Annotated in this window: 25 protein-coding genes; 14 read left to right on the top strand and 11 right to left on the bottom strand. The window is 37.2% G+C overall.

Annotation, left to right across the window (positions count from 1 at the left end; all coding sequences use genetic code 11):
• Positions 1–60: 60 nt before the first annotated feature.
• Positions 61–1,149 carry a methylmalonyl Co-A mutase-associated GTPase MeaB gene (gene meaB, locus ACSVH7_RS08725; protein WP_438066325.1) on the bottom strand — a complete coding sequence of 363 codons (1,089 nt, stop codon included), beginning with the start codon at positions 1,147–1,149 and terminating at the stop codon, positions 61–63.
• Positions 1,150–1,196: 47 nt separating this feature from the next.
• Between meaB and ACSVH7_RS08730 the strand changes: the two genes are divergently transcribed.
• Both ACSVH7_RS08730 and ACSVH7_RS08735 read left to right on the top strand, forming a co-directional pair.
• Positions 1,197–2,174 carry an AEC family transporter gene (locus ACSVH7_RS08730; RefSeq protein WP_438066326.1) on the top strand — a complete coding sequence of 326 codons (978 nt, stop codon included), beginning with the start codon at positions 1,197–1,199 and terminating at the stop codon, positions 2,172–2,174.
• A gap of 350 nt (positions 2,175–2,524) precedes the next feature.
• Positions 2,525–2,950, top strand: coding sequence for a hypothetical protein (locus ACSVH7_RS08735; protein WP_438066327.1), 426 nt, complete (start codon positions 2,525–2,527; stop codon positions 2,948–2,950).
• 137 nt (positions 2,951–3,087) lie between these two features.
• Here the strand turns inward: ACSVH7_RS08735 and dnaJ are convergent, their stop codons facing one another.
• From dnaJ to ACSVH7_RS08770, 7 genes are all read right to left on the bottom strand, one after another.
• The gene (gene dnaJ / locus ACSVH7_RS08740) at positions 3,088–4,197 is read right to left on the bottom strand and encodes a molecular chaperone DnaJ (RefSeq protein ID WP_438066328.1); all 1,110 of its coding nucleotides are present in this window, start codon (positions 4,195–4,197) and stop codon (positions 3,088–3,090) included.
• 53 nt (positions 4,198–4,250) lie between these two features.
• Complete coding sequence (locus ACSVH7_RS08745) at positions 4,251–4,826, bottom strand: nucleotide exchange factor GrpE (protein WP_024981195.1); 576 nt, start codon at positions 4,824–4,826, stop codon at positions 4,251–4,253.
• Positions 4,827–5,140: 314 nt separating this feature from the next.
• Positions 5,141–6,511 (bottom strand): histidine--tRNA ligase, encoded by a 1,371-nt coding sequence (gene hisS / locus ACSVH7_RS08750; protein ID WP_438066329.1) that lies wholly within the window; start codon positions 6,509–6,511, stop codon positions 5,141–5,143.
• Positions 6,512–6,644: 133 nt separating this feature from the next.
• Positions 6,645–7,190, bottom strand: a complete 546-nt coding sequence (gene hemG / locus ACSVH7_RS08755; protein ID WP_438066330.1) for a menaquinone-dependent protoporphyrinogen IX dehydrogenase — start codon at positions 7,188–7,190, stop codon at positions 6,645–6,647.
• 62 nt (positions 7,191–7,252) lie between these two features.
• On the bottom strand, positions 7,253–8,140 hold the full coding sequence (locus tag ACSVH7_RS08760) for a CorA family divalent cation transporter (protein ID WP_438066331.1): 888 nt from the start codon (positions 8,138–8,140) through the stop codon (positions 7,253–7,255).
• Between the two features lie 119 nt (positions 8,141–8,259).
• Entirely contained in the window at positions 8,260–8,763 is a 504-nt protein-coding gene (locus ACSVH7_RS08765; protein ID WP_438066332.1) for a hypothetical protein, read from the bottom strand.
• A 161-nt stretch (positions 8,764–8,924) separates the two neighbouring features.
• Positions 8,925–9,230, bottom strand: coding sequence for a helix-turn-helix domain-containing protein (locus tag ACSVH7_RS08770; RefSeq protein WP_438066333.1), 306 nt, complete (start codon positions 9,228–9,230; stop codon positions 8,925–8,927).
• A 394-nt stretch (positions 9,231–9,624) separates the two neighbouring features.
• Between ACSVH7_RS08770 and ACSVH7_RS08775 the strand changes: the two genes are divergently transcribed.
• Positions 9,625–10,869 carry an ABC transporter permease gene (locus tag ACSVH7_RS08775; RefSeq protein WP_438066334.1) on the top strand — a complete coding sequence of 415 codons (1,245 nt, stop codon included), beginning with the start codon at positions 9,625–9,627 and terminating at the stop codon, positions 10,867–10,869.
• 269 nt (positions 10,870–11,138) lie between these two features.
• On the opposite strand, the gene prmC is transcribed toward ACSVH7_RS08775, so the two are convergent.
• A complete protein-coding gene (gene prmC / locus ACSVH7_RS08780) occupies positions 11,139–11,993 on the bottom strand; it encodes a peptide chain release factor N(5)-glutamine methyltransferase (RefSeq protein ID WP_438066335.1) in 855 nt (284 codons plus the stop codon).
• Positions 11,994–12,032: 39 nt separating this feature from the next.
• The gene (locus ACSVH7_RS08785; RefSeq protein ID WP_438066336.1) at positions 12,033–12,518 is read right to left on the bottom strand and encodes a GNAT family N-acetyltransferase; all 486 of its coding nucleotides are present in this window, start codon (positions 12,516–12,518) and stop codon (positions 12,033–12,035) included.
• A 309-nt stretch (positions 12,519–12,827) separates the two neighbouring features.
• Here ACSVH7_RS08785 and ribD point away from each other — a divergent pair, with 309 nt between their 5' ends.
• From ribD to ACSVH7_RS08800, 3 genes are read left to right on the top strand one after another with little or no spacing between them, the layout of a single operon-like run.
• Complete coding sequence (gene ribD / locus ACSVH7_RS08790; RefSeq protein WP_438066337.1) at positions 12,828–13,877, top strand: bifunctional diaminohydroxyphosphoribosylaminopyrimidine deaminase/5-amino-6-(5-phosphoribosylamino)uracil reductase RibD; 1,050 nt, start codon at positions 12,828–12,830, stop codon at positions 13,875–13,877.
• Entirely contained in the window at positions 13,870–14,481 is a 612-nt protein-coding gene (locus ACSVH7_RS08795; protein WP_438066338.1) for an HAD family hydrolase, read from the top strand. The genes ribD and ACSVH7_RS08795 overlap by 8 nt, the downstream gene beginning before the upstream one ends.
• Before the next feature lie 41 nt (positions 14,482–14,522).
• Positions 14,523–15,149 carry an IMPACT family protein gene (locus ACSVH7_RS08800; RefSeq protein ID WP_438066339.1) on the top strand — a complete coding sequence of 209 codons (627 nt, stop codon included), beginning with the start codon at positions 14,523–14,525 and terminating at the stop codon, positions 15,147–15,149.
• A gap of 30 nt (positions 15,150–15,179) precedes the next feature.
• On the opposite strand, the gene ACSVH7_RS08805 is transcribed toward ACSVH7_RS08800, so the two are convergent.
• Entirely contained in the window at positions 15,180–15,584 is a 405-nt protein-coding gene (locus ACSVH7_RS08805; RefSeq protein ID WP_438066340.1) for an acyl-CoA thioesterase, read from the bottom strand.
• 185 nt (positions 15,585–15,769) lie between these two features.
• Between ACSVH7_RS08805 and dnaA the strand changes: the two genes are divergently transcribed.
• The 8 genes from dnaA (at position 15,770) to scpA (ending at position 23,958) form a co-directional block, all read left to right on the top strand.
• Positions 15,770–17,197 carry a chromosomal replication initiator protein DnaA gene (dnaA, locus tag ACSVH7_RS08810; protein WP_438066341.1) on the top strand — a complete coding sequence of 476 codons (1,428 nt, stop codon included), beginning with the start codon at positions 15,770–15,772 and terminating at the stop codon, positions 17,195–17,197.
• A gap of 9 nt (positions 17,198–17,206) precedes the next feature.
• Positions 17,207–17,674 carry a low molecular weight protein-tyrosine-phosphatase gene (locus ACSVH7_RS08815; protein ID WP_438066342.1) on the top strand — a complete coding sequence of 156 codons (468 nt, stop codon included), beginning with the start codon at positions 17,207–17,209 and terminating at the stop codon, positions 17,672–17,674.
• A 150-nt stretch (positions 17,675–17,824) separates the two neighbouring features.
• The gene (locus ACSVH7_RS08820; RefSeq protein WP_438066343.1) at positions 17,825–18,427 is read left to right on the top strand and encodes a Uma2 family endonuclease; all 603 of its coding nucleotides are present in this window, start codon (positions 17,825–17,827) and stop codon (positions 18,425–18,427) included.
• Complete coding sequence (locus ACSVH7_RS08825; RefSeq protein WP_438066344.1) at positions 18,428–19,150, top strand: SAM-dependent methyltransferase; 723 nt, start codon at positions 18,428–18,430, stop codon at positions 19,148–19,150. It begins immediately after the preceding gene.
• A 301-nt stretch (positions 19,151–19,451) separates the two neighbouring features.
• Positions 19,452–20,060, top strand: coding sequence for a uridine kinase (gene udk / locus ACSVH7_RS08830; protein WP_438066345.1), 609 nt, complete (start codon positions 19,452–19,454; stop codon positions 20,058–20,060).
• A 19-nt stretch (positions 20,061–20,079) separates the two neighbouring features.
• Positions 20,080–20,397 carry an FtsB family cell division protein gene (locus ACSVH7_RS08835; protein WP_438066346.1) on the top strand — a complete coding sequence of 106 codons (318 nt, stop codon included), beginning with the start codon at positions 20,080–20,082 and terminating at the stop codon, positions 20,395–20,397.
• Positions 20,398–20,425: 28 nt separating this feature from the next.
• The gene (locus ACSVH7_RS08840; protein WP_438066347.1) at positions 20,426–21,790 is read left to right on the top strand and encodes a methylmalonyl-CoA mutase subunit beta; all 1,365 of its coding nucleotides are present in this window, start codon (positions 20,426–20,428) and stop codon (positions 21,788–21,790) included.
• 41 nt (positions 21,791–21,831) lie between these two features.
• Positions 21,832–23,958 carry a methylmalonyl-CoA mutase gene (gene scpA / locus ACSVH7_RS08845; protein ID WP_438066348.1) on the top strand — a complete coding sequence of 709 codons (2,127 nt, stop codon included), beginning with the start codon at positions 21,832–21,834 and terminating at the stop codon, positions 23,956–23,958.
• Positions 23,959–24,393 lie beyond the last annotated feature (435 nt).

Below are 24,393 nucleotides of genomic sequence, written 5' to 3' on the forward strand. Positions count from 1 at the left end.
AGAAATTAAAATTTAGTATCGCAAAAATAAGACAAATCCTAATGGCTAATGAGTCAATTGTTACTTTTTAAAGTAAGTATCCAAAATATCCTGTGCAGCAGCAAATGGCGAGAGAGTATTATGCGCTACCGCTTCTTTATTTTTTTCTAGTAGCGGAACTATTTCTGGATGATTATAAAAATGGTTTTTCAAATACTCATTGATGGTTTCGAGCATCCAATACTGGTTTTGTGCGGCTCTTTTTTCAAAAAAATACTGATTGCTTTGTGTGGTTTCTATGTAGCTCAAAATGGTTTCCCAAATTTCCGGAATGCCTTCTTTTGTTATAGCACTGCAAGTAGTTGTAGTAGGCGTCCAACCCGATTTTTTGGCTGGAAAAAGATGTAAAGCACGGTTGAATTCCACTTTTGCCAAATTTGATTTTCGATTATTGTCGCCATCCGCTTTGTTGATGACTATCGCATCGGCCATTTCCATAATGCCTCGTTTGATGCCTTGTAGTTCATCGCCAGCTCCGGCAATTTTTAGTAATAAAAAAAAGTCGACCATACTGTGCACCGCAGTTTCGCTTTGGCCAACACCTACCGTTTCAATAATAATGGTATCGAAACCAAAAGCTTCGCACAAGGTGATGGTCTCTCTAGTTTTTCGCGCCACACCGCCCAAGGTTTCCCCAGATGCCGAAGGTCGAATAAAAGCATTTTTATCTTTCACCAATTCTTCCATTCGGGTTTTATCGCCCAAAATACTTCCGTGCGAAATGGTACTGCTAGGGTCGACGGCGAGAACTGCCACTTTTCTGCCTAAACTCGTTAAGTGTTTTCCAAAGGCTTCTATAAAAGTGCTTTTGCCAACTCCAGGCACTCCTGTAATGCCAATTCTAACGGATTCTTTTACGTGCGGCAAACACGAATTGATGACTTCGTTGGCTTGACTCAAATGCCTCGGATTGGTGCTTTCTACTAGTGTAATGGCACGGCTCAAAGCAGTAATGTTACCAACCAAAATTCCTTCAACTAATTCCGCAGGAGTAGGCGTTTTTTTCCGAAACGATTGAATGCTGTTAGCCGCTACAATACTAACACTTTCGGGTGAAGCAATACCCGGAATTTCGTGAAGCGCTGATTTTTTTTGATTCGTATTGGCCAAGATGAAATTGTTTTGAGAGTAAAATTAATTAAAACTTATGGCTTTGCATGAATATTAAAAATTATTTTAATTGTATTTTTGAAACACTATTTCTCTTACATTTAAGTATCGTCACTCACATGATTAATTTTGTCATCATCATTGTTTTTTTGGCTCTTGGTATTTTTTTACAACGAATACCTTCAATCCCTAAAACTACACCTAAAAAACTGAACTGGATAGTCCTCCAAATTTGTCTTCCTGCCTTAGCCTTATATTATATCCCAAAGGTACAATGGAGCAAAGAGCTCTTATTCCCAATTCTCGTCGCTTGGATTATTTTTATTGCCTCATGGATTCTCTTTGCCCTATTGGGTAAGCAATTTGGATGGTCCAAAAAACTCACGGGTTGCCTAATCATTTGTAGCGGTCTAAGTAATACCTCATTCATCGGTTTCCCAATAATTACCGCTTTATACGGCGATAGTGGCATGAAAACTGCCATTCTTGTAGATCAACCGGGGTCGTTTGTAGTACTATCTACTTTAGGGGTTTTGGTCGCCACTTTATACTCAAAAGCAGAAACCAACGGCGTACAAATTATTAGAAAAATTCTTCTTTTTCCTCCCTTCCTCACCTTTGTAGTAGCGTGTTTAATGAATGTTTTCGACTTCGATGTACTGCCTTTTCTTCAGCAAGGACTCAAATTTATTGGTGGTTTTGTAACACCTTTGGCACTTCTTTCGGTTGGTTTACAATTAAAATTCGAACGCAATAGTAAACATTGGTTATTTTTAAGATTGGGACTTTTATATAAACTACTGCTCGCTCCCGCCATTATTTATGTGTTGTATGTTCTAATTCTAAAGCAAAAGTCGGAAGTCATTGAGGTCGCCCTACTAGAATCCGCCATGTCTCCAATGATTACCGCCAGTATCCTCGCTTCAAGCCACGGTTTAAAACCAAAATTATGCAGCATGATGATCGGTTTTGGGATTCCAATTTCTTTTTTCACCTTGCTTTTTTGGTACCTGATCATCCATTAATGTGTCAGGAGTGAATCATTCGGCTATTTTAGTACTACTTTAGAATTTCCAGCACTACAATTTTCCAAAATATTTCTTCAATTTGAATACTTACGTGATTCAAAAGAAAGACCTCGCAGGAAACACTACAACACAACTCTTCGTAAACTTCCCGACCTGCAAGGTTTTCAGAATCTTGTAGGCCTGACTACAAATAAACACTTGTAAAATTTGCGAATTTGCGGTGCCACAGTCTTTTAGGGATATCTCCCAATTTCAATAAATCATACTATAAACATCAAGTAAACCAAATCTTTTTGTAGATAAAATTGTATATATTTGAATTAAACATCTTATTAATAAACATTACGATGAAAAAAACAACACTTTTCTTTTTACTCTTGCTTACCTTCGGCCTACAAGGACAAAACTTAACTAAAAAACAGTTAAATAAACTAGAAACTTTTGGGATAACAACGAAAGCTCTAGATTACAATAACGAAATCATTCAAGCTAACCTTAAATTAATTCTTTTAAAAGACAAGAAAAGAAAAACGAATTTAGTTACCGGAATTGTTTTTTCTTCATTGGCAATCGCAACAACAGCTTTTGGCGCAAAAATAATAGATAACTCCAAAAATGATCAGGAGGGAGTGGGACAAGCCATAGGCAGTATGTTTGTAGCAGGTGGCATAATTGAATTGGGCATTTCTGTCCCTTTTTACATCTCTTCGCATAAAAGGAAAAAAGAGCGAGACAAACTCATAGCAATGTACCAAGATTCATCAAATCATTGACTTTATTATAACGTATTGTTGTACCTCATCTCCGAAATTAATAGGTAATACTACCTTTTCAACTGTTGACTTTTTACTAAAAAAAATCCCTATGCTACAAAAAACATAGGGATGAATATAAAATAAGATTAAAAAAATTAAGAAAACATATCTTTAACTTTTTCAAAGAATGATTTGTCTGATTTTTCAGGATGCGGCGTGAAATTATCATCGTTCAACGCATTTTCAAAGAATTGTTTTTGTTCTTTGTTTAATGTTTTTGGGGTCCAAACATTTACGTGAACTAATAAATCTCCACTTCCGTAACCATTGATACTTGGAATTCCTTTTCCTTTCAAACGCAATATTTTTCCTGATTGGATTCCTTCTTCTAATTTGATACGTACTTTTCCATTCACCGCTTCGATGTCTTTAGAAACACCTAAAACCGCTTCAGCAAAACTAATGTACAAATCGTAGTGTAAATTTTCACCTTCACGTTTTAAGAACTCGTGCTCTAACTCTTCGATAGCTACAATCAAATCGCCAGGAATACTATTTCCAGGAGCGTCGTTTCCTTTTCCTGAAACTTTTAGTTGCATCCCATCTACAACACCAGCTGGAATTTTGATAGAAACGGTTTCGTCTTCCAAAATCATTCCTTGTGCATCGGCATTGTTTGGTTTTTTATCCAAAATTTGTCCTGATCCACCACAAGACGGACAAGTAGAGGCCGATTGCATACGACCCAAAATAGTATTGGTCACACGCATCACTTGCCCTTGACCATTACAAGTAGAACATGTTTTATAAGAAACGCCAGGTGCTTGTACCTTACGTTTAACTTTTACTTTTTTCTCAACACCATTAGCAATTTCTTCCAATGTCAATTTGACCTTAATTCGCATATTGCTTCCTTTGGCACGACGAGCGCCTCCGCCTCCGCCTCCAAAACCACCAAAGCCACCTCCGAAAATATCTCCAAATTGACTAAAAATGTCATCCATATTCATTCCGCCATGACCACCACCATAACCACCAGCTCCATCAAAAGCTTGGTGACCGTATTGATCGTATTTGGCTTTCTTTTGCGGATCGCTTAACACTTCATAGGCTTCGGCAGCTAACTTGAATTGCTCCTCGGCTGCAGGATTGTCAGGATTTTTGTCAGGGTGAAATTCTATGGCTTTTTTTCGGTAAGCCTTTTTGATTTCAGCCTCCGAAGCACTCTTAGATATCCCTAATATTTCGTAAAAATCTTTTTTCATTTTTAAATTGTGCTATTATATTCAGCTACAAATGTGCTAACTTGAATGTTGATTTATTGTCCTATAACCACTTTTGGAAAACGAATAATTTTATCGCCTAATTTGTATCCTTTTTCCAAGACATCCACAATTTTTCCTTTTAAATCGTCAGATGGAGCCGGAATTTGCGTAATCGCTTCGGCAAAATCGGCATTAAAAGCGTCACCTGCATTTACATCCACTACTTCTAATCCTTTGGTCACCAAAGTACCTTTTAGTTTCTCGTGAATCAATTCAACTCCTTTAGTCAATAACTCATCTTCCGATTTATTGATTTCAACCATAGCACGATCAAAATCATCCAAAACAGGTAACAAAGCCAATAAAACTTCTTGATTAGCGGTTTTAAATAATTCGATTCGCTCTTTCGTAGTACGTCTTTTGTAATTTTCAAACTCAGCGAACAAACGCAAGAATTTATCTTTTTCTTTGGCCAAATCTTGTGCTAATTGTTCTTCAACACTTAATTCTTCAATGATTAGTTGCTCTCCATTTGCATTATTCTCTAACGTTGCATCATCTATTTCTTGATCGAACTCTGTATTTTCAGTAGTCATATTGCTTTTATTTTTAAAAAAATTTTTAAACATCTTTTTTGATTCTTTTCAACTATTGTCAAAAGTATTGCCAAATCTTTAAAAATGCCAAATTGTCATATTTCAAATTGGCACTAAACCTAGTAAAAAGGACTTAACTATTGTCATTTTATGTACTTCGTAGAAATTTAATATAATTTTAAGAACATCATGAATTTGTTTCCTTAAATTTGCCTATAATTTGTTAGAATAGTTGTTTTATAACACAAAAATCCATTTTTAGTTAATTATTAATTCAGCATTGTTATAATAAAAAAAGCTTCGTTTTTCATCAACGAAGCTTTTTTTTTTAAATTATAACCGTTTTCTTAGGCTAATTGTTCTTTCAACCCGTCATAATCTAATAACACCTGCTCACCTGTTACTAGGTTCTTCAAAGCAAATGTATTAGATTCTAATTCTTGTGTTCCAATAATAACCGCTAAAGGAATACCTCTTTTGTCGGCATATTGCAATTGTTTTCCCATTTTGACAGCATCTGGGTACAATTCTACTTTAATGCCTTCAGCTCTCAATTTCTGAATGGTTTGCATTGCAGCAAAAGCTTCGGTTTCACCGTAATTCACAAACAACGCTTTTGACGTAGCAGCAACCGTATCTGGAAACAATCCCAACTCTTCAATTACCAAATAAATACGGTCCAAGCCGAAAGAAATCCCCACACCACTCATATTTTTTAAACCAAAAATACCCGTTAAGTCGTCATATCTTCCGCCACCGCCAATAGAACCCATGGCAACGGTTTTAGGTGGAGCAATTTCAAAAATAGCTCCTGTATAATAATTCAATCCTCTTGCCAAAGTCACGTCTAAATCCAACTGTGCCGTAGCTAGTCCGAGTTGGGTCACTTTTTCGCAAATGAATTGTAATTCTTCAACACCTTTCATCCCTTCTACTGAGGCAGAAAGCAAGAGCGACAATTGATTAATTTTCTCAGCAATAGTTCCTGTAAAACTAAACAACCGTTGCACTTTGGCAATGGCTTCTTCAGAAATGCCTTTTTCAATCATTTCTTTCTTTACACCGTCTTCGCCGATTTTGTCCAGTTTATCCAATGCCACGGTAAAATCAATCAACTTATCCGAAGCGCCAATCACCTCAGCAATTCCAGATAAAATTTTACGATTATTGATTTTGATAGTTACACCTGTTAATCCCAAAGCTGTAAAAACGGTGTCATACAATTGTACCAACTCCACTTCTTGCCATAATGATTTGGAACCTACCACATCCGCATCGCACTGAAAAAACTCTCTGAAACGTCCTTTTTGTGGACGATCGGCGCGCCAAACGGGCTGAATTTGATAGCGTTTGAATGGAAACTCGATTTCACTTTGATGCTGTACCACGTAACGCGCAAAAGGAACGGTCAAATCATAACGCAAGGCTTTCTCAGAAATGCTCGCGGTCAATTTTAAACTGTCTTTGTTCTCTAAATGCGTCGCATTAGCTTTTGACAAATAATCGCCCGAATTCAAGATTTTAAAAATCAAGCGGTCGCCTTCTTCGCCATATTTTCCCATCAAAGTATCTGAGTTCTCGAAGGAAGGTGTTTCTATAGGTTGAAAGCCAAATTTTTCAAAATTGCTTTTTATCGTTTGAATAATGTACTGTCTTTTGGCCACTTCGGCTGGCGAAAAATCGCGCGTTCCTTTGGGTATACTGGGTTTTGAAGCCATTGTAAAATGAATTTTCAATTAGGTTTGCAAATATCTTACTTTTTAAAAGAATTTCCATTCAAAAAAAAAGAGTATTATGAGAATACTAATTGCTTTTTAAGAAAAATAAGCCAATACGACATTTGAAATTGGATTATAATTCCGAAAATGTTTTCACAAATTTGTCTACCTGCTCCCAATCAATGTATTCTATGACCGTATGAGGATCAGTAGGTCCTTTAGTGATCCACATAATCAATTGAATCATAATTCGGTCCCAAAATCCATAGTGTGGGTAATCTAATTTTCCAGCGATTACACCAACCAACTCAGGCTTCCAAGCTATTGTTTTCAAAAACTTAATCACATACGGATTCGTATCGGCTGCTCGTTTCTCTGGTTTACGAGCCACCAAATTCACAGAAATAAAAGCTGATTTTTTGGTATTTAGTACCGCTGCATCACCTTCAATCAAAGTGATTATTTTTGGATGATGTTTTCCGTATCGTATACTTGAAGCGATGATAATTTTGTCATAATCTTCTATGGCATGGTTAAAATCATCAATAGAAACAACATCTACCGCATGATTATTTTGAATTAGATTCTCTTGAATATAATGACAAATTCGTTTTGTCATCCCATCAACAGAGGCGTAAACTATAAGTATTGGAGGTATTATTTTATTTTTTTCGTCCATTTAGTCAGGTTTAATCTGAGTATCGTTATTGCATTAGTGCGCTTTTGAATGAATAGGTGCTATCAAAGAATGCGTTTTCTTTTGAACCAAAAATAGATGACCAACGCAATAACCACCATCACGCCCAAGGTCATAAAATAGCCCAAAGGCCATTGTAGTTCGGGCATATTTTCAAAGTTCATTCCGTAGATACCCGCAATAAAAGTTAAGGGTAAAAAGAAAGCCGAAAAGATGGTCAACAATTTCATCACATCATTGCTTTTTTGTGCGTTGACCGAAAGATAGGTATTCAGTAAATTGTTCGCATTTTCAAGTACTTCGTCATAATTGAGTAGCAAACTCAGCAGCTTGTCTTTGATGTCTTGCAAGGCGGTTTTGGAAGATTCACTCACTTCGAGTTGGTGAATGACATTTTGAAAAATTTGCAATAGTTTTTTGGTGATACGGGTTTGCGCTTTCAAGAAATACAGTTCTTCCAAGGATATTTTGGAATAGTCTTGCAGGAAAATCGTCTTTTCGATTTGAATGATTTTTTCGTCCAAGTCGTTCAAAGGTACTTGATAAGTTTCTACCATTTTGTGGATGAGATAAATCAAAATCTCCTCAGGCGTTTTGTGGTCTTTTTTTACGGTTTCCAAAAACGCAAACGGACTGCGATGAATCGTGATGATTTTGTGTCCGTTATAAAAAAAGGCGATTTTATGCGACAATTCATTGATGGTTGTTGCTTTACTGGCCATTCTCGGTGTAAAAGCCCTTAGAATTAAAAAATTATAATTGGGCTGCTTTTCAAATTTAGGCAAATGACCTCGCTCCAAACTATCTTTAATTTGAAAATAATCCAATTGGTATTCTTGGGCGATTTTATCTAGATTTTCTTTGTTGGGTTGGCAAATGTCTATCCAAACAAAGTTGTCGAATTGTGTTTTTGTGGGTGTTGGTGGTGTCATTTTATTTTGGTGTGAATTCAATCTACTTGAATTAAATAATCTAAAGTTTTAAGTATCCAATACAAAACCAACTTTCCATTAAGCCTAATGCCCAAATCCGTTGTAGCTGTTATGGGCTGCTAATTTTTTAGTTCAGGATCAGCACTGACTTTTCCAACAAAAGCTTTATCCCTATCTTTATCGAAATCTTCATTGCCAAAATCCAATTCTAGCCGAACAGCATTTCTTAGATCTACGATTATGTCAGGACTAACAGATTCAAACATTATTTTCTTAAGTAATTCTATAACTTTAGTATCTCTACAAGAACAAGCAAGGTCATTAAAACACTTTCTAACTTCTTCTGTTGTGACTTTTCCAGGTTTAATATCGCCATCTTTCACATTGGAATATTTGTAAGTACTCAATAAATTGTCAGCAATGTTCAATGCGTTAAAACAAGCTTCTCTTTTATGTTTCCACTGCTCTTGATTAATTAAATCCTTCTGCTTCAATTCAAACTCAAATTTCTTGAATGTCTTGTTGAATTTTGGCAAAAAAACAAATTGATAAAGCAACCCATTTATAAGTCCTGCAAATGTTATTGATAGCCCAATAATAGTAAAAATGTCTTTTAATTCCATTTGTCTGTTTTTTTTGTTGCCCATAACTTGTATGTAGTAGAAACAATTTTTTCAGCTACACAACGATAATAGGATAAAGAAGTGAAAGTTTGCTTTGTTTTCTTATCAAATATAATACTAATACCTTACAAAAATGTTCGAAAAAGGTTTATTTCGAATCCCTACAATTTAATTGATAGTTCCAAATGCCCGCCTAAACCTAGCTCAACAATTTTTTGTAGCGTTGAAAATCTAACTTCTTTAACATTGTTTTCAATCTTAGAGATATAGGATTTTGTAGTTCCTGCTTTTTCAGCAAGTTCTTCCTGTGTCAGACCTTTTTGAATCCTAGCTTCATAAATCATTGCGCCAATTTTAAAATTCTCATATCCAGCATTCAATTCGTCTCTTTCTGCAGTTCCAATTTTTCCGTAATGTTTGTCTTTGAACTGGTCAAGTGTTTTTAGATTATTATTTTTCGCTTTCATATTCGCTTATCCATAATATACAAATATACTTAAGTTGCCCTAAAGTGAAACTTTTTGTCAATTAAATTTAACCGCAAAGAGCGCAAAGCATTCCGCAAGGTTCGCAAAGTTGTAAAACAGATAAGTCATTACAGTTTTATTGTGAACCATATTAAGGGATGTAAGGGCATTTAAGTTTTGTTTTAAAGCTGTAAAATTTAACTGCAATGAGCGCAAAGCATTTCGCAAGGTTCGCAAAGTTGTAAAACATATAAGTCATTACAGTTTTATTTTGAACCATATAAAGAATGTAAGGGCATTTAAGTTTTGCTTTACATCCGAAGTGCTTGGTGAAATTTAGTGTTTTTTGAAAACCAAACTTGTAACAAAAATTGTATTTTCGTGACAAACTTATATGATGCTAAAATTATTCAAAGAAAATATTAAAATTGCGTTGGGTTCAATCAAAACGCAATTGCTGCGTACCATTCTTACGGTACTGATTATTGCTATTGGAATCACGGCTTTGGTGGGAATTTTGACCGTGGTGGCGGCCTTAGAAAATCAAATTTCGTCGGATTTTGCCTCGATGGGTGCCAATACTTTCAACATCAATCAATACGAAAATACGACGCGAAACCGTGGCGGCGGCGAACGAGAAATCATCAACCCGATTATCTCCTACCCAGATGCCGTGGCGTTTAGAAACAAATACAAATACCCTTTTACCGAGACTTCGATTTCGTTTACCGCAAGCTCGGCCGCCGAAGTGAAATACCTGAACACCAAAACAGACCCCGAAAACAAAATCGTGGGCGTAGACGAAATGTATGCGGTGAATTCGGGATTGGAATTTAGTGCGGGACGAAATTTTACGAGTTTTGACATAGCCAACAATGCCTTTGTGTGTATCGTTGGTTCGGATTTTGAGAAAGGACTTTTGAAGGACGTCAATCCTATTGACAAAGTCATTTCGATTCGCGGAGCCAAATTCAGAGTCATTGGCGTGCTCAAAGAAAAGGGTTCCACTTTTGGCAACAGTCAAGATTTGCGCGTGTTGATTCCTATTCAAGTAGCGCGTTCGCTCTTTAGTGCCCCGAACATCAATTACAGTTTGAGCGTAATGGTGGGCCGAAAAGAATTGTTGGATCAAGCCGTAGACAACGCCACTAGCGTAATGCGTCGCGTGCGAAAATTAAGCCCCGTAAAAGACAACAACTTTGGTGTAGTACGCAGCGATGATTTAATCAACCGTATTCTAGGCATCACTCAATATTTAGGTTTAGCAGCTTGGCTCATCGGAGTAATCACCATTTTTGGTTCCTCGATTGCTTTGATGAATATTATGATAGTTTCGGTAACCGAAAGAACCCGAGAAATTGGCGTTCGAAAAGCCTTAGGCGCCAAGAAATCGACCGTGGCGATTCAGTTTTTTATCGAAACCTTACTCATTGGTCAAATCGGCGGACTCGTCGGAATCTTTTTCGGAATCTTAATCGGTTTTGGTATCGCGAGCGCAATGGATTTTGCCTTCGTTATTCCGTGGGGCGCCATCTTAGCTGCTTTTGCTACTAGTTTTATGGTCGCCATTGTTTCTGGATTGTATCCCGCGATAAAAGCCTCCAAACTCGACCCAATTGAGGCATTGCGATATGAATAAATATTTGGGCGTGACCCCATAAAAAAAAGGGACCCACTCAGCAATCGTGCTAGTCGGTCCCCTTTTTTTATGCGGTCGGGCTATACGCGCTACTTCGGTAGCCAGCTGCTATCCCTCACGCAAAACCCTACTAAATCAAGACTTTTTTGTCATTCTGAGGAACGAAGAATCACATAATGTAAATAACTTATGTGATTTCTCCTTCGTCGAAATGACACTTAACAACATTGTGCTCCTGCGAAAATCAAAATATAGTTCAACAACTCCACTTACAAAGAAGCCAAAATCATCCTGTCGTTTCCGTAAATATCTTTTTTCAACTCGACGTTTTGAAAACCTAAATCTTTTAACAAATCAACCGTTTCTTTACCGAGATACTGATTGATTTCATAAAACAATTTCCCGTTTGGACGCAAACTTTTTAATGCTAACTCCCCAATTTTTCTATAAAAAATCAAAGCATCATCATCGGCTACAAACAAAGCCAAATGCGGCTCATATTCCAATACATTGTTCTTGATTTCCTGCTTTTCCAAATTCCGAACATAGGGTGGATTCGAAACAATGACATCATAGCTTTCCAACAAATTGGTGGTTTCTAAAATGTTTTGCAATATAAAATGCACTTCTACTCCGTTCAACTTTGCATTGCCCTTAGCGACTTCCAAAGCCTTTTCCGAAACATCAATAGCCGAAACTTTGGCCATTGGCAAGTGCCTTTTCAAACTAATCGGAATACAGCCACTTCCCGTTCCAATATCTAGAATGGAGAAATTATTTGTTGTTTCTATTTTGACACAATCTTGCAACATCCATTCGACCAACTCTTCGGTTTCGGGTCTTGGAATCAACACGTTTTCATTGACTTCAAAATCCAATCCGTAAAAACTGGTTTTTCCTAAAAGGTACTGTATCGGAATTTCTTTTTTTAAATCTTCTAAAATGCTATTCCAAACCACAAGTTCAGCCTCCGAAAAAGTCAAATCGGGTTGTAACGCTAAATCGATTCTTTTGAGTTGGTGCTTGGCTTCTAAAATCAAATAGAAAAAACTTTCGGCCTCGCCTTCCTCATAAATAGAAGAAAGTGCTTGAATAAAATGAGTTCTGTAAGCTCTTATTGTCATAATTTATAGTACTAAATATCGAATCAAATTAGAGAGGTATTACAAATCTTTCAGCATCCACACTGGACAGCTGCTATGCCCTGTATTACCCATAGCACTGCACAAATACTCAAAACCTGTTTTCTTATACAACTTTTGAGCGGAATGCATAAACGGCATCGTTTCGAGGTAACATTGCTCAAAACCAAACACTTTGGCAGCTTGCAAACAGGCAGCCATCATTTCGCTACCAATTCCTTTCCCCCGAGTGGCTGGCAAAAAGTACATTTTTTGCAATTCACAAATGGTTTCTTTTTCATTGGCCAAAGGCGCAATACCTGCACAACCAACTACTTCGCCTTCTTGCTCCACCACAAAATAAACAGAACGTGGCTTGCTGTATTCCTCAAACATCAAATCCAAATAAGGGTCTTCATAAGCGGTACCTACTTTTGGTATTTCCAATTCATCAAAAACAGCTCTAATTAGCTTTGCAATGTCGGGATTGTCTTTTTTTTCTATTTTTCTAATAGTCCAAGGTATCATATAGTGTATCTCTGAAGTTAGTAGGACAAAAATAGCATTGTTAATTGACAAATTAGCAAAACTAGTAAGGCATTCGCTTTTATAAATGCAGCCAAGAATTCACAAATTGCAGCTTGAATGCAATCTAAATTGGAATAAAATCACACAAATAATTGGCCTAAAGAATGTGTGATGTGTAAAAGGAGGAGCAAATTAAAATACTTTGAAATTTGTGCTTACTTACTGTAATTCGTGGCCATTACTCATAAAAGCGAACGTCTTACTCAAAGAAAACGAAATCGAACGCCCAAAAAATAGTACTTTTGCATAGTGAACACACATGAAACTTATATAAAACGTTGCATCGAACTAGCCAAAAATGGCTTAGGCACAACGTATCCTAACCCTATGGTGGGCAGCGTGATTGTAGCCAACGGAAAAATAATTGGCGAAGGTTGGCACAGAAAAGCCGGAGAACCTCACGCAGAAGTGCACGCCATTAATTCGGTAAAAGACAAATCGCAATTAAAAGACGCGACTATTTATGTAAGTCTTGAACCTTGCAGTCATTTTGGAAAAACACCACCTTGTGCAGACTTGATTGTTCGAAATAAAATTCCTAGAGTGGTAATAGGAACCGTTGATCCTAACCACCTGGTGGCTGGTAAAGGCATAGAACGTTTGAAAAAAGCTGGCATTGAAGTGACTGTTGGTGTACTCGAAAAAGAATGCCAAGAACTCAACAAACGCTTTTTTACATTTCACAACCAAAAACGCCCATACATTATCTTAAAATGGGCCGAAAGCCAAGATGGTTTCATCGCTCCATCACCAAAACCGAATCACGAACGCGCTCCGATTTGGATTACCAATCCCTACTCTCGACAGTTGGTGCACAAATGGCGTAGCGAAGAACAGGCAATTTTAGTGGGAACACAAACGGTGCTTGCCGACAATCCAAAATTAGACACTAGAGATTGGCACGGACAAAATCCAACTCGAGTAATTATTGACCGAGAAGGACGCCTACCTGAGGAAAGTTTTGTTTTGGACCAAAGTGTTCCGACACTGATTTTTACCTCAAAAAAACATAATGAAAACAAGGAGAATTGTACTTTTGAAATCCTAGATTTCAATCAAAACATTATACCACAACTCCTGCAAAGTTTATATGAGCACCGTCTTCAATCTGTTATTATTGAAGGAGGCACCACTACCATTCAGCATTTTATCGATTTGAATTTGTGGGATGAAGCACGGATTTTTATTGGAGCAATTTCTTTTCATTCTGGAACAAAAGCACCGATACTCCAAAAAAAGAATCCAAATAAGTCAACTATTGCAACTGACGAACTTTTAATACTTAGCAATCATGATTAATGCTATCATTTTTGATTTTGGAGATGTGTTTATCAATTTAGACAAACAAGCTACGCAAGACCAATTGCGACAATTAGGACTTACGGCTTGGCATCAAGAATTAGACGAACTGAATATTGCTTTTGAAAAAGGCGATTGTACACGAGAAGCTTTTTTAAACGGTTTTCAAAAACAAATTCCCAATGCGAGTCACGAAGAAATTCTGGCAGCTTGGAATGCGGTTTTACTAGATTTCCCTTTGTATCGTTTAGAATTTTTACAATTATTATCACAAAAATACCGTTTGTTTTTGTTGAGCAATACCGATGCGATTCATATTGACACGTTTGAGCAAAAAACAGGAAGTTCATTTTATGGCGCTTTTTACCAATGTTTTGAAAAAGTATATTTTTCTTTTGAAGTAGGCATGCGAAAACCCGATGCTGAAATTTACTTGCACGTTTTGCAACAAAATGAGTTATCTCCAAAACGAACCTTGTTTGTAGACGATAAAAAAGAAAACACTGATGCAGCAGCGGCGTTGGGACTTCATGTATGGAACTTGCAAGTAGGGAAAGAGGATGTTATCAATTTATTTGAAAAAGAAGTGTTCGACTCAATGTAACAATTATAGTCCACCCCTTTTAATACTAGGAATAAGTTAAAATGAAAGATACCTACGAAACCATTGCTGCACCAAATGAACCCATATTGTTCAAAGAAAAAGGCAGTAAGTTCTTTGGATATACCTACCCAATCACCAGCGACGACGCCGTAAAACCAATAATTGAACAACTCAAAAAAGAACACCCTCATGCGGTGCATTATTGCTATGCGTATCAATTAGGAACCGAAACCATCGCTTTTAGAGCGAACGATGATGGAGAACCGAGTAATACGGCAGGCATGCCAATTTATGGTCAAATTCAGTCTTTTGGACTTACGAACATTTTGATTGTAGTGGTTCGCATCTTTGGCGGTACCAAATTAGGTGTAGGCGGATTGATTGCAGCCTACAAAACCACTGCACAATTAGCCATAGAAGCTAGTGAAATTATAGAAAGAACCATAGATGTCCATTTCATAATTACTTTCGATTACAAGAACATGAACAAAGTCATGCGCGTTATTAAAGAAAAGCAACTTCAAATTGTAAATCAAGAAATGGAAATCGATGCGGAAACAAATTTACCAATTGGCAAAATGGAGTGTTGTATTCGAAAAAAAAATGCCGAAGTGGTATTCGACATTTTTGAAAACATGTTTGAGATTCAAATCGAAAAAAAAGCGTAAAATTGTGTTTTTCATCGATGATATTTGTCGTTAATCGATAGTCTTTAATAATTCTAAAATATAATCTGGAGGAGCCACTGGACGACCCGTTTTTAAAGAGACAAAAACCAGTACAAAATTGGCCGTTGTTAATAACTCTTGCGTTTCACTGTAAATCGCACACTCAAATTCTATCTTCACAGACGTCTGACTCTTGAAACGCGTGTGAATAGTCAATAAATCATCATAGCGTGCTGATTTTTTATAATTGATCGTCATAGAGACAATAGGTAATGCAAACCCATTTTCTTCCATCACTTTATAGGAAACTCCTTTATTTCTAAGCCATTCCACGCGTCCTATCTCAAAATAAGGCACATAATTTCCGTGATAAACAACTCCCATTTGATCCGTTTCTGAATAACGAACGCGTACTTGAACTTGATGCTCTTTCATTGATTTTTCTTAAAAAAAGATTAAAAAAACAGATGCCTTACGACATTTTTTTCTAAAATTATTGGTCATTAAATTTTTTTATACAAAAAATTATTCACACTTTTGTTAACCTGAAAATCGCGAAAAACAGTCACCGTTTTTTGCTTCAAACATCAATCTAAAGTTAAAATAATTTCGCCAAATCTATGAATAAAACTGCACAATCGGTATGGGAAAACTGTTTATCTTTTATAAAGGACAACATTCAAGAACAAGCCTACAAAACTTGGTTTGAACCAATAAAATCAGTTGAACTAACCGATAATGCTTTATATATTCAAGTACCTAGTAAATTTTTCTACGAATGGTTAGAAGAACATTATGTGAAATTATTAAAAGTAGCCCTTACCAAAGAACTAGGTAAGAATGCAAAATTGCTTTATAAAATCAAAATGGAGAACACGTATGGCAATAAGCAACCGTTTACAGAACAGTTGCCGAGTGCCAATCGTGTGGTCATGAAACCACAAGAAGTAGATGCTCCCATCAAAAATTTGAATCCTGAGCTAAAAAATCCTTTTGTAATTCCTGGTATTCGCAATTTAAAAATCGAATCGCAATTAAATCCTAACTATAGCTTTGACAATTTTCTAGAAGGAGATTCGAATCGTTTGGCGCGTTCTGCCGGTATGGCCGTTGCCAACAAACCTGGAGGCACTTCCTTCAATCCGTTATTGATTTTCGGAGGCGTTGGTTTAGGAAAAACGCACTTAGCTCACGCTATCGGTGTAGAAATAAAAGACAAATATCCTGAAAAAACGGTTTTATATATTTCAGCCGAGATTTTCACACAACAATATATCGACTCAGTAAAGAAAAACAACCGAAATGATTTCATCCACTTCTATCAATTGATCGATGTATTAATTATAGATGATGTACAGTTTTTATCTGGAAAATCAGGAACTCAGGATGTATTTTTCCATATCTTCAATTATTTGCACCAAAACGGTAAGCAGGTAATCTTGACTTCGGACAAAGCTCCTGTGGACATGCAAGATATTGAACAACGATTGTTGTCGCGTTTCAAATGGGGATTATCAGCCGAGCTACACCAACCTGATTATGAAACTAGAATTTCGATTCTTAAAAACATTTTGTATCGCGATGGTGTTGAAATTCCAGAGGAAATCATTGAATATGTAGCAAGAAATATCAAATCAAATGTACGAGAACTCGAGGGAGCTATCATTTCTTTGATTGCACAATCGTCTTTTAACAAAAAAGAAGTAACCATAGAGCTAGCCAAAAGCGTCGTTGAAAAATTTGTCAAAAATGTAAAAAGAGAAATCTCGATTGATTACATTCAAAAAATCGTTTCGGATTATTTCCAATTAGACATAGAAACCTTACAGTCAAAAACCAGAAAGCGCCACGTAGTTCAAGCCCGTCAACTAGCCATGTTTTTTGCTAAAAAGTTCACCAAAGCCTCATTAGCTAATATTGGTTCACAAATAGGAGACCGAGATCACGCTACTGTATTACACGCTTGTAAAACGGTAGACAATTTAGTATCGACAGACAAACAATTCAAGAAATATGTTGACGATATCAACTCAAAATTAACGCTATAAACGCGGATTATGCCTGTAAAGATTTTAATGGTTTGTTTAGGAAATATCTGCCGATCCCCTTTAGCAGAGGGCATTCTCAGCAACAAACTTCCAGCCGATAAATTCATTGTTGATTCTGCCGGAACGGGATCTTGGTACGTTGGTCACTCCCCTGACAAACGCTCAATAGCCGTTGCAGAACGCCATAATCTCTCTATTGCGCACCAAAAAGGAAGACAAATTAGCACAAAAGATTTTGACACCTTCGATTATATTTATGTGATGGATGCCTCCAATTACGATACTGTGATTGAAATGGCAAAAAACGACACCCATAAAAATAAAGTTCAAATGATATTGAACGAATTATTTCCAGGGGAAAATGTCGATGTACCTGATCCATACTACGGCTTAGCCAATGGTTTTGAAAATGTATATCAAATGCTAGACGAAGTTTGCGATGTGATTGCTACCAAAATCATTGAAAAACACTCCTGAATACAACAAGAATCATTGCATATTGGATAAATCATACTCTAACATCTTTATTGAGAATAAGTAAAAAAAATACCGCTGTTATTATTCCTCAATTACAAAAAATCACAAACAAGTTCAGATAGTTTTATAACTTTGTGAAAAACACAGCATATGTCAATAGTAAAAAATTTTTCAGACTTAGATTTGACAAAAACCTACACCTATTCCGATTATTTGCTATGGCAATTTTCAGAGCGAGTGGAGCTAATCAAAGGATTTATTCGTAAAATGAGTCCTGCCCCAAGCAGAAAGCATCAAACAATCTCACAGAACTTGAATTGGAAAATGTATGGCTTTTTCGAAAATCGTCCTTGCAGTGTTTTTGTAGCCCCTTTCGACGTAAGACTTCCGATTGCATCTTCAAAAAAAGACACTACTGTGGTACAACCCGATTTGTGCATTATTTGTGATGAAAACAAATTAGATGATAAAGGCTGCAACGGTGCACCAGATCTGATTGTAGAGATTTTATCTCCCAACAACAGCAAGCACGACGTAGATACCAAATTTAATTTATACCAAGAAAGTGGCGTAAAAGAATATTGGATAGTAGAGCCCGAAGAACGTTTTGTCTTAGTATACACGTTACAAAACGAAGAATACATCGGATCAAAACCTTTTTCTGAAGGGCAAATAATTAAAAGTCCACTGTTTTCAGAAATGCAAATTACAGTTGACGAGGTATTCAAAAGAATAAACAAAGAAAACCACTAAATGAAATCAACTCTTTCTCTAGGTAAACTATACTTAATCCCAACCACTATGGGCGATTGCGACCCTATGGATGTTTTGCCGCAAACCATCAAAAGAAGCATCGATTTTATTGACCACTACATCGTAGAAAACGAAAAAACGGCCAGAAAATCCATCAAAATAGTGCAACCCGAAAAAAAGCAATCCGAGTTGGTGCTTTTTACCCTAAACAAGCATACCGAAAACAAAGAACATTTGGCCATGATTCAACCCTTACTTGAGGGAAAAAACATGGGATTAATGAGCGAGGCCGGCTGCCCTGGCGTGGCCGATCCAGGAGCAGTCATTGTAAAAATCGCACACGACAAAGGCATACAAGTCATTCCATTGGTTGGCCCCTCCTCTATCCTGCTAGCCCTCATGGCTTCAGGAATGAACGGACAAAGCTTTACCTTCAACGGCTACTTACCTATCGAAAAAGAAGAGAAAAAATCGGCATTAAAGTTTTTAGAAAAATTATCTTTCGACAAAAACCAATCGCAAATTTTTATCGAAACCCCGTATCGCAACAACAAACTACTCGAAGATTTGATTCAAATCCTACATCCAGAAACCCATCTTTGCGTAGCGACCGATATCACTTTGCCCACCGAATACATCAAGACAAAAAAAATAGCCGCTTGGAAAAAAGAAAAAGTAGACTTACACAAGCGACCTACTATTTTTATTTTGCATAAAATGTAAATACAACAACAAAACGTCTATTGCTATTGTTACAAGTAGGAGCAGCAAAAACAGGCATTTTAGGAAACATCGTCCCGTGATCCGTTATATCTTTACTGCCGAACCCCGGCAGCAAAGGATACCACTCCTCCCGGGGCTAAAAGCCGAAAACCAGAATTCTTGCTATCAATCTAAAAGACCTCTATTGCTCTAGTTCACACGCAAGCCTTTCTGCAACAAGCCTTTAAAAATTGTCAGCAAAAACAAATCCGTATCTCTTTTAATTCTTATTTTTGCAACAAAATTTAAAAGTAAAGTTAGTATGCTCATCATTGGAATTGCTGGAGGAACAGGATGCGGAAAAACAACCGTAGTACATCAAATCATGAACGAACTGCCTGATGCCGAAGTTGGCATCATCTCACAAGATTCGTATTACAAAGAGAACAAAAACATGAGTTATGAGGAGCGTTCCAATATCAATTTTGATCATCCAAGAGCCATAGACTTTGAGCTTTTAGTCACTCATTTAAAAGAACTAAAACAAGGAAACAGCATCAATCAGCCAGTATATTCTTTCATCAAGCACAACAGAACTGACGACGTTATCATTACACATCCACGAAAAGTGATGATTGTAGAAGGCATTTTAATTTTTACCAATCCAGAACTAAGAGATTTGTTCGACATCAAAGTTTTTGTACATGCCGATTCTGATGAGCGATTAATTCGTAGATTACGCCGTGATATATCCGAAAGAGGTCGTGATATGGAAGAAGTATTGAGCCGCTACCAACATACTTTAAAACCTATGCACGAGCAATTTATAGAGCCCACAAAAGCCTATGCCGATATTATCATCCCTAACGACAAGTTTAATACTGTTGCCATTGACGTAGTTCGCGCTGTAATCAACCAACGGATTTTATAAAAAATAAAAACGTTTTCCCATGAAAAACCCATACAAAGACAAAAAATGGTTCAAGCTACTCGGTAACAAATACATCTGGGTTTCCTTATTTTTTATCGTTTGGATGACTTTTCTAGACAATTATTCATACTTTGACCATCAAATTCTCAACAAGGAAATGGATGAATTGCAAGAAAACAAAAAATACTATCAAGAAGAAATAAAAAAAGATAGTAAAAGCATTCAAGAACTGAATAATTCAGTTCAAATAGAAAAATTCGCACGTGAAAAATATTATATGAAGAAAGAGAACGAAGACATCTATATCATTGAATTTGAAGGCGACTCTATCCAATAAATCCCTCCCCAATCAAAAAAAAACAACAATGGCCCAACATTTATTTGAAGATTTCAATCCCATTTCGGCTAAACAATGGAAACAAAAAATTCAATACGAACTCAAAGGTGCCGATTATAACGAGACGGTGATATGGAATTCCCCAGAGGAAATAAAAGTAAAACCATTCTACGACAAAGAGGATTTAAAAGGTAATGTAGGTAGCAACACCCAAGCAACAGCGTTTACCATTTGTCAAAACATCTTTGTACACGACTTAGATAAATCTATAGAAAGAGCATTAGATACCATTCAGCGTGGTGCAACTAGCCTCCGATTTACAATTCCAAATGAAAGTATCGCAATAGAAAAATTACTTGTAGCACTTCCTTTAGCTACAACAACCCTATATTTTCATTTCCAATTTCTTTCAATCGATTTCGTAAAAAAAATCGATCAAATTGCCAAAGAAAAAGAAGCCCATATTTTTTGCTTATTGGACCCTATCGGACAATTAGCAAAAGATGGTAATTGGTTCTCCACTCCAGAAAAAGACAATTTCGAAACCCTCGAATTGCTTTTTAACACTACCCAAAATTGCTCTTTATTGAGTATCAATATGGGATTGTATCAAAATGCAGGAGCCACTATGGTTCAGGAAATCGCTTATGCTTTAGCTCACGCCAATGAATACTTCAACCATATTCCAAATTGTAAAAAAAGCGTGGTGTTTCAAGTCGCTGTAGGCAGCAACTACTTTTTTGAAATAGCAAAATTAAGAGCCATTCGGCAACTTTTTGAAATCGTATCCAATGCTTATGAATTGGATATCGATTGTCATATTCTAGCCACTCCTACTAAGAGAAACAAAACGATTTACGACTATAATGTGAATATGCTACGAACCACAACAGAATGCATGAGTGCCATTTTAGGAGGAGCTGATGCGGTGGCTAATTTGCCTTATGACGCCTTGTACCACAAAGACAATGAATTTGGAGATCGTATTGCTAGAAATCAATTGTTGATTTTGAAAAACGAATCGTATTTCGACAAAGTCAACAATCCAGCAGACGGAAGTTATTACATAGAAAGCATTACACAACAATTGGCAGAAAAAGCGCTTCAATTGTTTAAAGACATCGAGAAAAACGGTGGTTTCTTAAAACAATTGAAAGAAGGTACCGTCAAAAGAAAAATCCAAGAAAGCGCCGACAAGGAACAAGCTTTATTTGATGCTGGTAAAAAAATATTATTGGGAACCAACAAACACCCCAACCCAACCGATCGGATGAAAAACGATTTGGAATTGTTTCCTTTTGTAAAAATCAATCCACGAAAAACACTGATTACCCCGATAATTGAAAAACGTTTGGCCGAAAAAATCGAACAAGAGCGACTCGCCACAGAGTAAGCTTATTCCAACCAAAACGATTCTCTATTAACATTCGAGCTATGAAAAGAAAAGACCTTCAACATATTATCTTAGACCATTCCACAAAAAGTGCTAGTTTACCTAGTCACGAGCCTTTCCTAACAGCGGAAGGCATTACGATTCCGCCTACCTATTCTGAAAAAGATATTGAAACCTTAGAGCATTTGGACTTTGGGGCTGGTTTTGCACCCAATTTACGAGGTCCTTATGCGACCATGTATGTGCGTAGACCATGGACGATTCGCCAATATGCGGGCTTTTCTACTGCAGAAGAGAGCAATGCTTTCTACCGACGCAATTTAGCCGCGGGTCAAAAAGGATTGTCCATTGCTTTTGATCTTCCAACGCACAGAGGCTATGATTCTGATCACGAACGTGTGGTTGGAGACGTTGGAAAAGCGGGTGTAGCCATTGACACCGTGGAAGATATGAAGGTGTTATTTGACCAAATTCCACTACAAGAAATGTCGGTATCTATGACTATGAATGGGGCCGTTTTGCCTATCATGGCTTTTTATATTGTAGCAGCAGAAGAACAAGGAGTAGCTCCAGAACAACTTTCGGGAACGATACAAAATGACATTTTAAAGGAGTTTATGGTACGAAATACCTACATCTATCCTCCTACTCCTTCTATGAAAATCATTGCTGATATTTTTGAATTTACCAGCAAAAAAATGCCAAAATTTAACTCTATATCCATCTCTGGTTACCATATGCAAGAAGCGGGAGCTACCGCAGATATTGAGTTGGCTTACACCCTAGCCGATGGGTTAGAGTACATTCGAACGGGTTTAGCCACTGGAATGAAAATCGATGAATTTGCGCCAAGATTATCTTTTTTCTGGGCCATTGGCATGAATCATTTTATGGAAATTGCCAAAATGCGTGCGGGTAGAATGCTTTGGGCTAAACTGCTCAAAGAATTCAACCCTGCAGATGAAAAATCATTGGCCTTGAGAACGCATTGTCAAACTTCTGGCTGGAGCTTAACCGAACAAGATCCTTTTAATAACGTAGCACGAACCGTAGTCGAAGCGGCTGCCGCTGCTTTTGGAGGAACTCAATCACTACATACTAACGCACTAGATGAAGCCATAGCCTTGCCTACCGATTTCTCAGCGAGAATTGCAAGAAATACCCAAATCTATTTACAAGAAGAAACCCAAATTACCAAAACCGTAGACCCTTGGGGAGGCAGTTACTATGTAGAAAGTCTTACGAATGAAATTGCAGAAAAAGCTTGGCAATTGATTCAAGAAGTAGAAGCCTTGGGCGGAATGACCAAAGCCATTGAAGCCGGTATTCCAAAGTTAAGAATTGAAGAAGCTGCCGCTAGAAAACAAGCGCGAATCGACAGCGGACAAGATAGTATTGTAGGGGTCAATCAATACCGATTGGAAAAAGAAGACCCATTGCAAATTTTGGATGTAGACAACCAAATGGTTCGCAAACAACAATTGGCGCAATTGGAAAAAATCAAAGCCAACAGAGACTCTGAAAAAGTAAAAAACAGTCTCGAAAAATTGATTCATTGTGCCAAAACCAATGAAGGCAATTTATTAGAAATAGCCGTAGAAGCCGCAAGAAACCGAGCAACCCTTGGCGAAATAAGCGATGCCTTAGAAACGGTTTTTGGACGTTACAAAGCACAAATTAAATCCTTTAGTGGCGTGTATAGCAAAGAAATTAAAGACGATAAAAGTTTTGAAAAAGCCAAGCAACTAGCCGATGCTTTTGCCAAACAAGACGGAAGAAGACCCCGAATCATGATTGCCAAAATGGGGCAAGATGGACACGACCGTGGAGCCAAAGTAGTAGCCACAGGTTATGCCGATGTAGGTTTTGACGTAGACATTGGTCCGTTATTTCAAACACCAGAAGAAGCAGCCAAACAAGCCGTAGAAAACGATGTGCATATTCTTGGAGTCTCGTCCTTGGCGGCAGGTCACAAAACCTTAGTCCCACAAGTGATTGAAGAACTCAAAAAATACGGTCGCGAAGATATTATGGTCGTAGTAGGTGGCGTCATCCCGGTGCAAGATTACCAATTCCTTTTTGATGCTGGAGCCGTTGCTGTTTTTGGTCCTGGTACTAAAATTAGTGAGGCTGCGATTAGTATTTTGGAAATATTGATGGAGGAATAATAGTAAGCCAGGGCATTTGCTTTTAAAAATATCCACTACGAATTCACTACTGAATTACGAATTACTACTATTGCTGGAGTTCGTGACATTCAATTTCAGTTTTGATGACAATAAGTGTCAATTGGCGTAATTCTATCTAACACTTTTTTTAATCTTTGAAAATAAGCGAATCAGCGTTAAAAAAAGTTAGCCAAGCAGCGGTCAAAGTTTTTCCACTTTCTTGAAATTGGTGGCTATTTTTTTTTTAAAGCGAATGCTGTGCAGTAAGCCAATCTGATCTAATTTGTAGCATTGGCAATGAATCCAAGAAAGCAAAATCTTACCTCTTAGCCCCGATAGTAGTGAAAATCCTCTTGACTCGTGACCAAACGAGGCAAGAGATTGTAGCGAATAGCGGGACGATGCTTACTGAAAAAGCCCTTTTTTACTGCTCCT

The sequence above is a fragment of the Flavobacterium sp. TSSA_36 genome (genome assembly GCF_051547165.1).
In the GTDB taxonomy this organism is placed as follows: Bacteria; Bacteroidota; Bacteroidia; order Flavobacteriales; family Flavobacteriaceae; genus Flavobacterium.

Bases quoted from the DNA above. Each gene is read 5' to 3' on its own strand.
- ACSVH7_RS08765 (WP_438066332.1), bottom strand. From the start codon at position 8,763: ATGGAATTAAAAGACATTTTTACTATTATTGGGCTATCAATAACATTT.
- ACSVH7_RS08785 (WP_438066336.1), bottom strand. From the start codon at position 12,518: ATGATACCTTGGACTATTAGAAAAATAGAAAAAAAAGACAATCCCGAC.
- scpA (WP_438066348.1), top strand. From the start codon at position 21,832: ATGAAAAGAAAAGACCTTCAACATATTATCTTAGACCATTCCACAAAA.
- ACSVH7_RS08760 (WP_438066331.1), bottom strand. From the start codon at position 8,140: ATGACACCACCAACACCCACAAAAACACAATTCGACAACTTTGTTTGG.
- hemG (WP_438066330.1), bottom strand. From the start codon at position 7,190: ATGGACGAAAAAAATAAAATAATACCTCCAATACTTATAGTTTACGCC.
- ACSVH7_RS08745 (WP_024981195.1), bottom strand. From the start codon at position 4,826: ATGTTTAAAAATTTTTTTAAAAATAAAAGCAATATGACTACTGAAAAT.
- ACSVH7_RS08770 (WP_438066333.1), bottom strand. From the start codon at position 9,230: ATGAAAGCGAAAAATAATAATCTAAAAACACTTGACCAGTTCAAAGAC.
- hisS (WP_438066329.1), bottom strand. From the start codon at position 6,511: ATGGCTTCAAAACCCAGTATACCCAAAGGAACGCGCGATTTTTCGCCA.
- ACSVH7_RS08775 (WP_438066334.1), top strand. From the start codon at position 9,625: ATGATGCTAAAATTATTCAAAGAAAATATTAAAATTGCGTTGGGTTCA.
- ACSVH7_RS08735 (WP_438066327.1), top strand. From the start codon at position 2,525: ATGAAAAAAACAACACTTTTCTTTTTACTCTTGCTTACCTTCGGCCTA.
- ACSVH7_RS08800 (WP_438066339.1), top strand. From the start codon at position 14,523: ATGAAAGATACCTACGAAACCATTGCTGCACCAAATGAACCCATATTG.
- ACSVH7_RS08835 (WP_438066346.1), top strand. From the start codon at position 20,080: ATGAAAAACCCATACAAAGACAAAAAATGGTTCAAGCTACTCGGTAAC.
- ACSVH7_RS08815 (WP_438066342.1), top strand. From the start codon at position 17,207: ATGCCTGTAAAGATTTTAATGGTTTGTTTAGGAAATATCTGCCGATCC.
- ACSVH7_RS08825 (WP_438066344.1), top strand. From the start codon at position 18,428: ATGAAATCAACTCTTTCTCTAGGTAAACTATACTTAATCCCAACCACT.
- ACSVH7_RS08840 (WP_438066347.1), top strand. From the start codon at position 20,426: ATGGCCCAACATTTATTTGAAGATTTCAATCCCATTTCGGCTAAACAA.
- ACSVH7_RS08795 (WP_438066338.1), top strand. From the start codon at position 13,870: ATGATTAATGCTATCATTTTTGATTTTGGAGATGTGTTTATCAATTTA.
- ACSVH7_RS08820 (WP_438066343.1), top strand. From the start codon at position 17,825: ATGTCAATAGTAAAAAATTTTTCAGACTTAGATTTGACAAAAACCTAC.
- prmC (WP_438066335.1), bottom strand. From the start codon at position 11,993: ATGACAATAAGAGCTTACAGAACTCATTTTATTCAAGCACTTTCTTCT.
- ACSVH7_RS08805 (WP_438066340.1), bottom strand. From the start codon at position 15,584: ATGAAAGAGCATCAAGTTCAAGTACGCGTTCGTTATTCAGAAACGGAT.
- dnaJ (WP_438066328.1), bottom strand. From the start codon at position 4,197: ATGAAAAAAGATTTTTACGAAATATTAGGGATATCTAAGAGTGCTTCG.
- dnaA (WP_438066341.1), top strand. From the start codon at position 15,770: ATGAATAAAACTGCACAATCGGTATGGGAAAACTGTTTATCTTTTATA.
- udk (WP_438066345.1), top strand. From the start codon at position 19,452: ATGCTCATCATTGGAATTGCTGGAGGAACAGGATGCGGAAAAACAACC.
- ACSVH7_RS08730 (WP_438066326.1), top strand. From the start codon at position 1,197: ATGAATATTAAAAATTATTTTAATTGTATTTTTGAAACACTATTTCTC.